General features: G+C 66.8%; 11 protein-coding genes. 7 read left to right on the plus strand and 4 right to left on the minus strand.

The window, feature by feature from the left end; translation table 11 throughout:
• Nucleotide 1 precedes the first annotated feature (1 nt).
• The gene (locus O4G76_RS10910; protein WP_269397358.1) at nucleotides 2-883 is read left to right on the plus strand and encodes a ParB/RepB/Spo0J family partition protein; all 882 of its coding nucleotides are present in this window, start codon (nucleotides 2-4) and stop codon (nucleotides 881-883) included.
• Nucleotides 884-889: 6 nt separating this feature from the next.
• Here O4G76_RS10910 and hemW read toward each other — a convergent pair whose 3' ends face one another.
• Genes hemW through rph form a run of 3 tightly spaced genes read right to left on the minus strand, consistent with a single transcriptional unit; the run spans nucleotide 890 to nucleotide 3,358 of the window.
• Nucleotides 890-2,053, minus strand: a complete 1,164-nt coding sequence (hemW, locus tag O4G76_RS10915) for a radical SAM family heme chaperone HemW (protein ID WP_269397359.1) — start codon at nucleotides 2,051-2,053, stop codon at nucleotides 890-892.
• Nucleotides 2,043-2,651 carry a non-canonical purine NTP pyrophosphatase gene (locus tag O4G76_RS10920; RefSeq protein WP_269397360.1) on the minus strand — a complete coding sequence of 203 codons (609 nt, stop codon included), beginning with the start codon at nucleotides 2,649-2,651 and terminating at the stop codon, nucleotides 2,043-2,045. Before O4G76_RS10920 ends, hemW begins: the two co-directional genes overlap by 11 nt.
• Nucleotides 2,651-3,358, minus strand: coding sequence for a ribonuclease PH (gene rph, locus O4G76_RS10925; protein ID WP_269397361.1), 708 nt, complete (start codon nucleotides 3,356-3,358; stop codon nucleotides 2,651-2,653). The genes O4G76_RS10920 and rph overlap by 1 nt, the downstream gene beginning before the upstream one ends.
• A gap of 166 nt (nucleotides 3,359-3,524) precedes the next feature.
• Between rph and hrcA the strand changes: the two genes are divergently transcribed.
• The gene (gene hrcA / locus O4G76_RS10930) at nucleotides 3,525-4,559 is read left to right on the plus strand and encodes a heat-inducible transcriptional repressor HrcA (RefSeq protein WP_370160985.1); all 1,035 of its coding nucleotides are present in this window, start codon (nucleotides 3,525-3,527) and stop codon (nucleotides 4,557-4,559) included.
• 15 nt (nucleotides 4,560-4,574) lie between these two features.
• Nucleotides 4,575-5,135: a nucleotide exchange factor GrpE gene (locus O4G76_RS10935; protein ID WP_085895172.1), complete on the plus strand. Its 561-nt coding sequence runs from the start codon at nucleotides 4,575-4,577 to the stop codon at nucleotides 5,133-5,135.
• Between the two features lie 97 nt (nucleotides 5,136-5,232).
• Here the strand turns inward: O4G76_RS10935 and mutS are convergent, their stop codons facing one another.
• Nucleotides 5,233-7,884 (minus strand): DNA mismatch repair protein MutS, encoded by a 2,652-nt coding sequence (gene mutS / locus O4G76_RS10940; RefSeq protein WP_269397362.1) that lies wholly within the window; start codon nucleotides 7,882-7,884, stop codon nucleotides 5,233-5,235.
• Between the two features lie 144 nt (nucleotides 7,885-8,028).
• Here mutS and O4G76_RS10945 point away from each other — a divergent pair, with 144 nt between their 5' ends.
• The 4 genes from O4G76_RS10945 (at nucleotide 8,029) to O4G76_RS10960 (ending at nucleotide 12,809) form a co-directional block, all read left to right on the plus strand.
• Nucleotides 8,029-10,290 carry an NADP-dependent malic enzyme gene (locus O4G76_RS10945; protein ID WP_269397363.1) on the plus strand — a complete coding sequence of 754 codons (2,262 nt, stop codon included), beginning with the start codon at nucleotides 8,029-8,031 and terminating at the stop codon, nucleotides 10,288-10,290.
• Entirely contained in the window at nucleotides 10,287-11,159 is an 873-nt protein-coding gene (locus O4G76_RS10950; RefSeq protein WP_269397364.1) for a ribokinase, read from the plus strand. The genes O4G76_RS10945 and O4G76_RS10950 overlap by 4 nt, the downstream gene beginning before the upstream one ends.
• Before the next feature lie 16 nt (nucleotides 11,160-11,175).
• Nucleotides 11,176-11,946 (plus strand): sulfite exporter TauE/SafE family protein, encoded by a 771-nt coding sequence (locus tag O4G76_RS10955; RefSeq protein WP_269397365.1) that lies wholly within the window; start codon nucleotides 11,176-11,178, stop codon nucleotides 11,944-11,946.
• A gap of 74 nt (nucleotides 11,947-12,020) precedes the next feature.
• Nucleotides 12,021-12,809 carry a hypothetical protein gene (locus O4G76_RS10960; protein ID WP_269397366.1) on the plus strand — a complete coding sequence of 263 codons (789 nt, stop codon included), beginning with the start codon at nucleotides 12,021-12,023 and terminating at the stop codon, nucleotides 12,807-12,809.
• Nucleotides 12,810-12,845: the final 36 nt, after the last annotated feature.

The raw sequence follows: 12,845 nt of genomic DNA on the forward strand, positions 1-12,845 counted from the left end.
TATGGCCGAAAAGCAGAAGACGCGCGGTCTCGGGCGGGGGCTTTCCGCCCTCATGGCCGATGTAACCCAGGATCAGACCACCGCAGAACAGGCAAGGCGTCCCGACATGATGGTTCCGATCGAAAAGATCCGTCCCAATCCGGACCAGCCAAGGCGCCATTTCGACGAAACGGCGCTCGAGGAACTCGCATCTTCGATCCGCGAAAAGGGTGTGATCCAGCCGCTGATCGTGCGCCGTGATCCCAATCGCGACGGCTATTTCGAAATCGTCGCCGGTGAACGCCGCTGGCGCGCCTCGCAGATCGCGAAACTGCACGAACTCCCGGTACTGATCCGCGAATACAGCGACACCGAGGTTCTCGAAGTCGCGATCATCGAGAACATCCAGCGCGCCGATCTCAATGCGATCGACGAAGCCGCCGGTTATCGGCAGCTGATGGACCGGTTCGGCCATACGCAAGAGCAACTGGCCAGCGCGCTCGGCAAGAGCCGGAGCCATATCGCGAACCTGATGCGCCTCCTGTCTCTTCCCGCGGATGTCCAGGAAATGCTGACGACCGGCCAGCTGACGGCTGGCCATGCGCGGACCTTGGTCGGCAACGAACATGCCTCCAGCCTCGCGCGCCAGATCCTGCTCAAGGGCATGTCGGTGCGCGACGCTGAATCGCTGGTCCGCAAACCCGGCAAGGCACCGACACCGAAGGCCGCACGCAAGCCGAGCAAGGATGCCGATACCCTTCAGATCGAGAGCGAGCTTTCCGCGACGCTGCAAATGCCAGTGAGCATCGATCACGATAGCCAAGGGGAGGGCGGCCGTATCTCGATGCGCTATCGCGATCTGGAGCAGTTGGACGACATCCTTCGAGTGCTCTCGGGGAACTGAGCGCTCCTAGGTCAGCAATTCCCGCAACACGCCGTTCAGGATCGGTCGGCCCGCCTCTGAGGCGACGAGCCGGTCCTGAACTCGGTTCAAGAGACCCAATTCCGCCAGCGCATCCACGCGCCGGTCGAAATCCTCGGCGAGGAGATCGATCTTCTCCGGAAGCTGCACACCCTCTGCCAACCGCAGCCCCATCATAAGGCGTTCTTCGACGCCTTCGGGGGACGAAAGCCGTACACGATCGATCTCGCCACCACGACCACTTTCCACCTGCGAAAGCCAGGCTCCGGGCGCTTTCGGCGCTTCGGTGGCATAACGGATGCCGTCGAATTCCAACCGGCCATGCGCGCCCGGACCGATGCCGATCCAGTCGCCCGAGCGCCAGTAGACGAGGTTGTGTCGGCTCTCCGCGCCGGGAACCGCGTGGTTCGATATCTCATAGGCCGGAAGGCCCGCTTCGGTGGTCAGCGCTTGGGTGATCTCGTACATCTCCGCCGAACGATCTTCGTCCGGCAGACCGCGAAGCCCGCCCCGTGCCAGCCGGTCTCCAAAAGCCGTGCCTTCCTCGACCGTAAGCTGGTAAAGCGAAAGATGGTCGGCGCAGAGCTCCATGGCCCGCCGCAGTTCGCTTTCCCAAGCCTCGGGGCTTTGATCCTGCCGCGCATAGATCAGGTCAAAGCTGATCCGGTCGAAGGCATTGCGCGCGATGTCGAAGGCCCGAAGCCCCTCATCGACACTGTGCAGGCGTCCCAACCGCCGCAGATCCACGTCGTTCAGCGCCTGCATGCCCATCGAGACGCGGTTGACCCCGGCATGGCGGTATCCGGTGAACCGGTCCGCCTCGATAGAGGTCGGGTTGGCCTCCAGGGTCACTTCGAAATCGTTGCGCAACCGCCAGTGACGCGAAATCCGGTCGAGGATCGCCCCGACGATGCGCGGTTCCATCAGGCTTGGCGTACCGCCACCGAAAAAGACCGAGCCGAGAATCCGGTCGCCGGTCTCCTCGGCCAAGCGGTCGAGTTCCGTAAGATAGGCCGCGGCCCATCGGTCCTGATCAATCCGCTGCGCGACATGGCTGTTGAAGTCGCAATAGGGGCATTTGGCTTGGCAGAAAGGCCAGTGCAGGTAGAGACCGAACCCGCCTCTCTGCCAATTTTCGACCCTATTCTCCAAGACAGGCCCGCAATTTCTCGACGGCCTGGGCCCGGTGGCTCATGGCATTCTTGTCCGAGGCATCCATCTCTGCAAAGGTAATGTCATACCCGTCAGGCATGAATATCGGGTCGTAGCCATGGCCCCGCGCCCCGCGCATCGGCCAGACGACCTGCCCTTCGGCGAAGCCCTCGAAAACCTCTTCATGCCCGTCGGGCCAGCACAGCACCAGCGTGCAGCAGAACCGGGCGCGATGCGGGGCAGGGCGCCCGCTCGCTTCCAACTCGCGATGAACCCGCTCCATGGCGATATCGAAATCGCGGCCATTCCCGGTCTCGGCCCAATCCGCGGTATGAACCCCGGGGCGACCATCGAGGTCGAAGACCTCAAGGCCGCTGTCATCGGCCAATGCCGGAATGCCCGTCGTGGCCACGGCGGCGCGGGCCTTGATCTTGGCATTGCCGACGAAACTGTGCTCGGTCTCTTCGGGTTCGGGCAGGCCGTGATCGGCATTGCCGGTCACGGTCACCCCCAACGGCCCGAGCAGGGCGCGGAATTCCTCCAGCTTGCCGGCATTGTGTGTCGCCACGACCAGCGATTTCTCGGTGAAGCGCCGCATCAGGTGGTCGCCTGCAACTGCGCCCGGGCCAGCTCGGCGCAGCCCGCTTCGGCAAGATCCAGAAGCTGGGTCATCTGCTCGCGCGAAAAGGTCGAGCCCTCGGCCGACATCTGCACCTCGATCAGCTTCGACCCGATCATGACGAAGTTGCCATCGACACCGGCCTCGCTGTCCTCGGGATAGTCGAGATCGAGGACCGGCTGCCCGGCATAGAGCCCGCAGCTCACCGCCGAGACCGGATCGCCGAGTGGGTCGGACTTCACCAGCCCGGCGCTCATCAGCTTTTGCACCGCGAGCTTCATTGCGACCCAACCGCCGGTGATCGAAGCGCAGCGCGTGCCGCCATCGGCCTGGATAACGTCGCAATCGATGGTGATCTGCCGCTCGCCGAGCGCGTGGAAGTCGACCCCGGCGCGCAGGCTGCGGCCGATCAGACGCTGGATCTCCTGGGTGCGGCCCGACTGCTTGTCCTTGGCCTCACGTCGCATCCGGCTGTTCGTGGCACGCGGCAGCATGCCGTATTCGGCGGTGACCCAGCCCTGGCCGGAATTGCGCTTGAACGGCGGCACCCGCTCTTCGACCGTGGCGGTGCAGATCACCTGGGTATCCCCCATGCGGATCAGGCAGGAGCCTTCCGCATGGCGGTTGAAGCCCGTTTCGATCTCGACGGCGCGCAGCGCGTCGGGGGTCCGGCCGGAGGGGCGCATGGTCTCATCCTTTCATATGTCGGGCTTGCGCATACGCCTTGCAGGCCACAAATCCAAGGCCGGCATGGGGCCGCATTGACCTCCTGCCGATGCCGCCCTTAATGTGCCGTGCCCCCAGACAGGACCCAAACCCGCGATGCCAGACAGATCGCCCCGAATCGAGGATATGAACGACCGCTCCCGCGAGGTGTTCCGCCGCGTGGTCGAGGGTTATCTCGAAACCGGCGCCCCGGTCGGATCGCGCACGCTGACCCGGCACATGTCGGAAAAGGTCTCGGCCGCCACCATTCGCAACACGATGCAGGATCTCGAACATCTGGGCCTGCTCGGCAGCCCGCATGTCAGCGCCGGGCGGATTCCCACACAGACGGGCCTGCGGATGTTCGTCGACGGGCTTCTCGAGGTTGGCGATCTCGATGGCGAGGACCGCCGCCGCATCGACCAGTCGATGCAGGAGGCCGATGGCGACGTGACCACGCTGCTCGACCGGGTCGGACACGCGCTGTCGGGGATCACCCATGGCGCATCGCTCGTGCTGACGCCCAAGCACGAGGCGCCGATCAAGCATGTCGAATTCGTTTCGCTTTCGCCGGATCGGGCGCTGGTGGTGCTGGTCTTCGCCGATGGCCATGTCGAGAACCGCATCTTCACCCCGCCGGCCGGTCAGACGCCTTCCTCGATGCGCGAGGCGGCGAATTTCCTCAACGCCATCGCCGGGGGTCACACGCTGCGCGAACTGGCTGGCGTGATCTCGCGCGAGATCGCGGCCCGGCGGCAGGAGATCGACCGGCTCGCCGCCGATCTCGTCGAATCAGGCCTCGCAACATGGGTCAATCCGGGCGAGCAGGGCGAACGCCTGATCGTGAGGGGTCGCGGAAACCTGCTCGGCGGCCCGGGCGAGGAGGCGGATCTGGACCGGATCCGCTCGCTCTTCGACGATCTCGAACGCAAACGTGACATCGCGCAGTTCCTTGACCTTGCCGAAGAAGGTGACGGGGTGCGGATTTTCATCGGCTCCGAGAACAAGCTTTTCTCACTTTCGGGTTCCTCTCTGGTGGTTTCTCCTTATATGAACGCCGACCGTAAGATCATCGGCGCCGTGGGCGTCATCGGGCCGACCCGTCTCAATTACGGGCGGATCGTGCCCATCGTGGACTACACAGCACAGTTGGTCGGGCGCCTCGTCTCCGACCGCTCCTGAAGGGAAAGACGATAGATGGCAGAGCAAGACGAACCGCGCAGCCTCGACGAGCTGGCCGCAGAGGTGGACGAGAACGGCGAGGTGAGCGCCGAGGCCGCCGAGGGCTCGGACGATCTCGAGATCCTCAAGCGCGAGCGCGACGAGATCCGCGACCGTTTCATCCGCGCGCTGGCCGATGCCGAGAACACCCGCAAGCGGGCGGAGCGCGATCGCCGCGAGGCCGAGAACTACGGCGGCTCCAAGCTCGCGCGCGACCTGCTGCCGGTGCATGACAACCTCTCACGCGCCCTCGACGCCATCGCCGAGGACCAGCGCGAGGCGCAAAAGGCGCTGATCGAGGGAATCGAGCTGACGATGCGCGAGCTGCTGAGCGTCTTCAAGAAGCACGGTATCCACCCGATCGACCCGAAGGTGGGCGACAAGTTCGACCCGCAGATGCATCAGGCGATGTTCGAGGCGCCGGTGCCCGGCACCAAGGCGGGTGAGATCATCCAGGTCGCGGCACAGGGCTTCCTGCTGCATGACCGGCTGCTGCGCCCGGCGCAGGTCGGCGTGTCTTCCTTCAAGGAAAGCTGAAATTTCTTCGGAACTTGTCCCGTCGACGCGGGTTGAGTGGGCAAGTTCGATTTGAAACGTGATCGAAGGCGTGGCCCATGGCCGCGCCTTTCTTTTTTCAGCGGTCCCGCGACGCGGGCAGCAGCCCGTGCAACTCGTAGACCAGTTCGAGCGCGGCGCGCGGCGTCAGCTCGTCGGGATGCAGTTCGCGCAGCCGCGCTTCCACCGCCGAGACCGTCGGCGCGGCGGGTTCCGGAGCGGCGCTCACGGCGGCAAAGAGCGGCAGATCGTCGATCAGCGCCTGCCGCCGTCCGCCGCCCTCGCGTTCGCCCTGCTCCAGCGCCTGCAGCACCACCCGCGCCCGATCGACCACCGCCGCCGGAAGCCCCGCGAGCCGCGCCACCTGCACGCCGTAGCTGCGATCGGCACTGCCGCGCCGCACCTCGTGCAGGAAGATCACCTCGCCCTGCCATTCGCGCACCGCGACGGTCGCGGTCGCCACGCCGTCGAGCTTGGCGGCAAGCTGGGTCATCTCGTGGTAATGGGTGGCGAAGATGCCGCGGCAGCGGTTCACGTCGTGCAGATGCTCCAGCACCGCCCAGGCGATCGAGAGCCCGTCATAGGTGGCGGTGCCGCGCCCGATCTCGTCGAGGATGACCAAGGCGCGGTCGTCCGCCTGGTTCAGGATCGCCGCCGTCTCGACCATCTCGACCATGAAGGTGGAGCGGCCGCGCGCCAGATCGTCCGAGGCGCCGACGCGGCTGAAAATCTGGCTGACCAAGCCGATATGCGCCGAGGCCGCGGGCACGTAGCTGCCGATTTGCGCCAGCACCGCGATCAACGCGTTCTGCCGCAGGAAGGTCGATTTGCCCGCCATGTTCGGCCCTGTCAGCAGCCAGAGCGGCGCATCGCCGAGATCGCAGTCATTGCCGACGAAGGTCTCACCAGCGCGGCGCAGCGCCTGCTCGACCACCGGGTGGCGACCGGATTCCACGTGAAACACACGGCTGTCATCGAGCTGCGGTCGGCACCAATCCGCGCCGCGCGCCAGATCGGCGAGACCGGCCGCGAGATCGATCTCGGACAGCGCCCGGGCCAGCTGCCCGAGCGGCGCGGCATGATCGAGAATGGCCGATTTCAGCCTGTCATAGACCCGTTTTTCAAGTTCGAGCGCGTGACCGCCCGCATTCAGGATACGGGTTTCGATCTCGTTCAACTCCACGGTCGTGAACCGCACCTGGTTCGCAGTGGTCTGGCGATGAATGAACCGCTCGGAAAGCGGCGGCGCCAGCATCTTCGCGGCATGGGTGGCGGTGGTCTCGATGAAATAGCCCAGCACGTTGTTGTGCTTGATCTTCAGGCTCTGAACACCGGTTTCGGCGGCATACTCGGCCTGCATCGCGGCAATCACACCGCGCCCCTCGTCGCGCAACCGCCGCGCCGCGTCGAGGTCGGCGTCATATCCGGCCGCGACGAAGCCGCCATCGCGCGCCAGAAGCGGCGGCTCGGCCACCAGCGCCCCGTCGAGCAGGGCATGCAGCGCCTCCTGTCCGCTCAGGCTGCGCATCGCCTCGGCCAGCGGCCCGGGCAGGTCGCGCCCCTCGGCCAAGGCGGCGATCCGGTCTGCGACGTCGAGCGTGGCGCGGATCGCCGCCATGTCGCGCGGACCGCCCCGGTCGAGCGCGAGCCGCGACAGCGCCCGGTCGAGATCATGGGCACCGCGCAGCGCCTCGCGCAGATCGCCGCGCAGCCGGTCCTCCTCGACCAGATGCGCCACCGCCTGTTGCCGCGCCGTGATGGTGTCGAGATTGCAGGAGGGCGAGGCCACCCGCCGCTCCAGCAGCCGGGCACCGCCCGCCGTCACCGTGCGGTCGATCGCGTGCAGGAGAGAGCCTTCGCGTCCGCCCTGCATCGCGTGGGTCAGCTCCAGCGACCGGCGCGTCGCGGCATCGATCCGCATCGCCGACATCCGCGCCTCCTGATGCGGCGGGCGCAGCAGCGGCAGGTTCCCCTTCTGAGTCAGCTCCAGATATTCGACCAGCGCCGCCATCGCCGAGATCTCGGCACGCGAAAACGATCCGAAGGCATCGAGCGAGGCGACCTTCCAAAGGCCCGCCAGCCGCGCCGCGCCGCCGGCGCTGTCGAACGCCCCCCGGTGCAGCGGCGTCACCGCCAGATCGAATCCCGAGGTGACCTCCGACAGGCTCTGTTCGAGGCTTTCGTCGACCAGAAGCTCGCGTGGGGTCAGCCGCGCCAGCTCCGGGCCCAGCGCCAGCCGGTCGCAGCCCAGCACCGAGATCGCGCCGGTCGAGATGTCGACCCAAGCCAGGGCGCAGTCGTCGCGCAGCTCCGAGAATGCGGCGAGGAAGTTGTGCCGCCGCGCGTCCAGAAGGCTCTCCTCGGTCAGCGTGCCGGGGGTGACGAGCCGCACCACGTCGCGCTTCACCACCGATTTCGAGCCGCGCTTCTTTGCTTCGGCCGGGTCTTCGAGCTGCTCGGCGATGGCTACGCGAAACCCCTTGCGGATCAGCGTCAGCAAATAGCTCTCGGCGGCATGGACCGGGACGCCGCACATCGCGATGTCCTCGCCCATATGCTTGCCGCGCTTGGTCAGCGCGATGTCGAGCGCCTCGGCGGCGGCCACCGCGTCGTCGAAGAACATCTCGTAGAAATCGCCCATCCGGTAGAACAGCAGCGCGTCGGCATGCGCCGCCTTGATCTCCAGATACTGCGCCATCATCGGCGTCACGGTGCCGGCCTGCGTGTTCATGCGTCTCTCCCGGGGGTGCAGCGGCGCGACACTAGCTTTTGCGGCCGCCGCGCGAAACCCCGCAGCCGCGCTGACGCTAGGGCGTTGCGCCGCGCCGCAGCATCCCGCTATGCCTGTGCGTCCAAGGGACAGAAGGGACGAGCGATGGCCAAACCCCGTTTCACGCGCGAGGACGCGCTGAACTTCCACGAGGCCCCGAGCCCCGGCAAGTGGGAGGTGACGGCGACCGTCCCGATGACCACCCAGCGCGATCTGAGCCTCGCCTACAGCCCCGGCGTGGCGATCCCCTGCGAGGTGATCGCCGAGCAGCCCGAGACCGCCTATGACTACACCAACAAGGGCAATCTCGTCGCGGTGATCTCGAACGGCACCGCCGTGCTCGGGCTTGGCAATCTCGGCGCCTTGGCATCGAAGCCGGTGATGGAGGGCAAGTCGGTGCTGTTCAAGCGCTTTGCCGACGTGAACTCGATCGACCTCGAACTCGACACCGAGGACCCGGACGCCTTCTGCAACGCGGTGCGTCTGATGGGCCCGTCCTTCGGTGGCATCAACCTCGAGGACATCAAGGCGCCCGAATGCTTCATCATCGAGCAGCGCCTCAAGGAAGAGATGGACATCCCCGTCTTCCATGACGACCAGCACGGCACCGCGGTGATCTGTGCCGCCGGGCTGATCAACGCGCTGCATATCTCGGGCAAGAAGATCGAGGATGTGCGGATCGTGCTGAACGGCGCCGGCGCGGCCGGGATCGCCTGCCTGGAACTGCTCAAGGCGATGGGGGCGCAGCATGACAACTGCATCATGTGCGACACCAAGGGCGTGATCTGGAAGGGCCGCGCCGAGGGGATGAACCAGTGGAAATCGGCCCACGCCGCCAACACCTCGCTCAGGACGCTGGAAGAGGCGATGGACGGGGCCGACGTGTTCCTCGGCGTTTCGGCCAAGGGCGCGGTGACGCAGGCGATGGTCAGGTCGATGGCGCCGAACCCGGTGATCTTCGCCATGGCCAACCCCGACCCCGAGATCACGCCGGAGGAGGCGCACGAGGTGCGCGAGGACGCGATCGTGGCCACGGGGCGCTCGGACTATCCCAACCAGGTCAACAACGTTCTCGGTTTTCCCTACCTGTTCCGGGGCGCGCTCGACATCCATGCCCGTGCCATCAACGACGAGATGAAGATCGCCTGCGCCGAGGCGCTGGCCGAGCTGGCGCGCGAGGAGGTGCCCGACGAGGTGGCGCTGGCCTATGGCCAGAAGCTCAGCTTCGGGCGCGACTACATCATCCCGACGCCCTTCGATCCGAGACTGATCCACCGGATTCCGCCCGCCGTGGCCCGCGCCGGCATGGCCACCGGCGTAGCCCGGCGCAAGATCGAGGACATGGAGCATTACCAGCAGGCGCTGAAGGGCCGGATGGACCCCACGGCGAGCGTGCTGCGCGGGCTCAACGCCCGGGCGCGGGCGGCGCAGGCCACCATGATCTTCGCCGAGGGCGACGACCCGCGGGTGCTGCGCGCCGCCGTGCAGTACCAGCGTTCGGGCTTCGGCAAGGCCCTGGTGGTGGGGCGCAGCGACGACGTGGCCGAGAAGCTCGCCGCCGAGGGCATGGCCGAGGCGGCGGCCGAGCTGGAGGTGGTCAACGCCGCCAACACGCCGCATCTCGATACCTACAAGGCGTTCCTCTACGAGCGGCTGCAGCGCAAGGGCCACGACCAGCACGACATCCATCGCCTCGCCGGGCGGGACCGGCACGTCTTTGCCTCGCTGATGCTGGCGCATGGCCATGGCGACGGCATGATCACCGGCGCCACCCGCAAATCGGCGCATGTGATGGAACTGGTGAACCACGTCTTCGACGCGGGCCCGCATGACGGGGCGGTCGGCGTCTCGGTGGTGATGCATAACGGCCGGATCGTGCTGATCGCCGACACGCTCGTGCATGAATGGCCCGACGAGGAGGATCTCGCCGACATCGCGACGCAGGGCGCGCAGGTGGCACGCGAGCTAGGGCTGGAGCCGCGCGTGGCCTTCGTCAGCTTCTCGACCTTCGGCTATCCGGTTTCCGAGCGCGCGACCAAGATGCATGCCGCCGCAGGCGTTCTCGACGGGCGCAACGTCGATTTCGAATACGAGGGCGAGATGGCCGTCGACGTGGCGCTGAACCCCAAGGGGCAGGAGAACTATCCCTTCTCGCGTCTCACCGGCCCGGCCAACGTGCTGGTGGTCCCGGCGCGCCACTCGGCCTCGATCAGCGTGAAGCTGATGCAGGAGATGGCCGGTGCCACGGTGATCGGCCCGATCCTGTCCGGCGTCGACAAGCCGATCCAGATCTGCTCGACCGTCTCGACCGTCAACGACATCGTCAACATGGCCGTCATGGCTGCCTGCAAGGCACGCCGCGCATGACGATCTGGAATCTCGGCTCGATCAATGCCGATCACGTCTATGCCGTGCCGCATATCCCGACCCCGGGCGAGACACTGGCGGCGACCGCGCTGGATCACGGTCTCGGCGGCAAGGGCGCCAACATGTCGGTCGCGGCGGCGCGGGCCGGGGCGCGGGTGGCGCATCTGGGCGCGGTGGGGGCGGATGGCGGCTGGATGATCGAGCGGCTCGAGGGCTACGGCGTCGATTGCACACACGTGCAGCGCCGCGAGGGATCGAGCGGCCATGCGATCATCGCCGTGGACGCGCAGGCCGAGAACGCGATCACGCTCTGGCCCGGCGCCAATCGCGAGATCGACCTCGACGCCGTGAAACAGGCTCTGGACGGGGCCGTCGCGGGCGATCTGCTGGTGATGCAGAACGAGACCAATGGCCAGGTCGAGGCGGCGGCGCAGGCCCGGGTATTGGGGCTGACCGTGGCCTATGCGGCGGCCCCCTTCGAGGCGGAAGCGGTGCGCGCGGTGATGCCGCATCTCGACCTTCTGGTTCTCAACGAGGTCGAGGCCCGCCAGCTTTCGGAGGCACTGGACGCCCCGGTGGAGACGCTGCCGGTGCCGCATGTCGTGGTGACGCTGGGCGCGGCGGGCTGCGACTGGATCGAGACCGCGACGGGCGCGCGTCACCATGTCGATGCGCCCAAGGTCACGGCGGTCGACACCACCGGCGCCGGCGACACCTTCACCGGCTACTTGCTGGCCGGGCTCTCCGAGGGCCTGACGATGCCGCGGGCGCTCGAACTGGCCGCGCGGGCCGGGGCGCTCAAGGTCGGTCGCCACGGCGCGGCCGATGCGATCCCCTCGCGCGAGGAGGTCGAGGCGGCGCGTTTCTGAGGCCGCCGGGACGAGCATGCAGGATTTCGTCTTCTCGGAGCCTTCGGCCCTGCTCGCGGGCTGCGTCGCGGTGGTGCTCGTCGGGCTATCCAAGGGGGGCCTGGGCGGCGCGCTGGCACTTTTAGGGGTACCGATCATGGCGCTGGCGATCCCGCCGGTGCAGGCGGCGGGTATCCTGCTGCCGATCCTTCTGGTGATGGACGCGATCAGTCTCTGGGCCTGGCGTGGCCAGTACCATATCGGCACGCTCAAGCGGATGCTGCCGGGGGCCGCGATCGGCATCGGCATCGGCTGGCTGACGGCGGCGCTGGTCTCGGACGCGGCGGTGCGGCTGATCGTCGGCGTGGTGGCGCTGGCCTTTTCGGCACGCTGGCTGCTGTCGGGCCATGCGCGCCGCGCCGCGCCCCGGTCCGAAAGCATCATGCGCGCTTCGCTCTGGGCCACGCTCGCGGGCTACACCAGTTTCGTCGCCCATGCGGGCGGTCCGCCGTACCAGGTCTACGCGATGCCGCTCCGGCTCGATCCGCGGCTCTATACCGGTACCAGCGTGATCTTCTTTGCCGTGGTGAACGCCATCAAGGTGATCCCCTACGCCTTTCTGGGGCAGTTCGACGCGGCCAATCTCACCGCGGCGGCCACCCTGCTGCCGCTCGCGGTCGCGGCGACGCTGGCGGGGGCCTTCGTGGTCCGCAGGATGCGGGCCGAGATCTTCTATCCGGTGATGTACGCCATGGTCGTCCTCGTCGGTCTCAAGCTGTGCTGGGACGGGCTCTCGGCTTTGCTCTGATGCGATTGGGGCTTTGACAGCCCCTCGTGGTCGGGCATGGTCCGCCTCCAACAGAGCTTCGAGGTGTTCGTTTCATGCAGTTGTCCGTCCGTTTCGAGAATACCCGCGATACCGGTTCCAACAGCGGCCCGGTCACGGTCGGCTGGTGCCTGAACGAGACCAAGGCCGGCATCATCTATGCCCCGCCGGAACGGGTGCGCTCGGTGGATCTCGACCGCAGCCATGCCAAATCGGCCTCGCGCTGCCCGGCGGTGATCAACCTCGAAAGCCGCCATTTCCTGATCCGCTGCCCCTTCGACATCCATATCGGCTTCGCCCGCGACGATAAGGGCAAGCCGGTGTTGAGGAACCTGAACGGCGCGGCGAGCACGATCCGCGCCAACAAGCTCGGCGACAAGCTGCATCTCGTCGGCGAGGCCGAATGGCGCCACCCCGGCGTGCCGACGCTGCAGCTCTCCTCGCCCTATCTGTTCCTGTGCGACGAGCCGGTGTACATGAGCCAGGTCGCGCCCTTCATGCATTACAGCCGCGAACCTTTGCCCGGCACGATCTTCGGTGGACGCTTTCCGATCAATGTCTGGCCGCGGCCGCTGATGTGGGCCTTCGAATGGCACGAGCCGCAAAAGCCGCTGAAGATCGCGCGCGGCGATCCGCTGTTCTATGCCTGTTTCGAAACCTTGCCGCAGGATCGCGGCGTGGCCATGGTCGAGGCGCAGCGCACGCCGGAACTGCTGGAATATCTCGAGCTGATCTCGGGCGCGGTGAACTACGTGAACCAGACCTTCTCGCTGTTCGAGGCGGCAGAGGCGCGCCGTCCCGAGACCCTGGTGACGCCGGTGGCCCGCAGGCCCCGGCAGGGATAGGCGTCGCGCCCCGGGGGCTACACCCGCGCTTAACCC

The organism is Limimaricola sp. G21655-S1 (assembly GCF_027213785.1).
Lineage (GTDB): Bacteria > Pseudomonadota > Alphaproteobacteria > Rhodobacterales > Rhodobacteraceae > Limimaricola.

What these genes read in the sequence shown, in the direction of transcription:
- O4G76_RS10945 (WP_269397363.1), top strand. Translation starts at nt 8,029, where the DNA reads ATGGCCAAACCCCGTTTCACGCGCGAGGACGCGCTGAACTTCCACGAG.
- O4G76_RS10955 (WP_269397365.1), top strand. Translation starts at nt 11,176, where the DNA reads ATGCAGGATTTCGTCTTCTCGGAGCCTTCGGCCCTGCTCGCGGGCTGC.
- O4G76_RS10910 (WP_269397358.1), top strand. Translation starts at nt 2, where the DNA reads ATGGCCGAAAAGCAGAAGACGCGCGGTCTCGGGCGGGGGCTTTCCGCC.
- O4G76_RS10950 (WP_269397364.1), top strand. Translation starts at nt 10,287, where the DNA reads ATGACGATCTGGAATCTCGGCTCGATCAATGCCGATCACGTCTATGCC.
- rph (WP_269397361.1), bottom strand. Translation starts at nt 3,358, where the DNA reads ATGCGCCCCTCCGGCCGGACCCCCGACGCGCTGCGCGCCGTCGAGATC.
- mutS (WP_269397362.1), bottom strand. Translation starts at nt 7,884, where the DNA reads ATGAACACGCAGGCCGGCACCGTGACGCCGATGATGGCGCAGTATCTG.
- O4G76_RS10935 (WP_085895172.1), top strand. Translation starts at nt 4,575, where the DNA reads ATGGCAGAGCAAGACGAACCGCGCAGCCTCGACGAGCTGGCCGCAGAG.
- hrcA (WP_370160985.1), top strand. Translation starts at nt 3,525, where the DNA reads ATGAACGACCGCTCCCGCGAGGTGTTCCGCCGCGTGGTCGAGGGTTAT.
- O4G76_RS10920 (WP_269397360.1), bottom strand. Translation starts at nt 2,651, where the DNA reads ATGCGGCGCTTCACCGAGAAATCGCTGGTCGTGGCGACACACAATGCC.
- O4G76_RS10960 (WP_269397366.1), top strand. Translation starts at nt 12,021, where the DNA reads ATGCAGTTGTCCGTCCGTTTCGAGAATACCCGCGATACCGGTTCCAAC.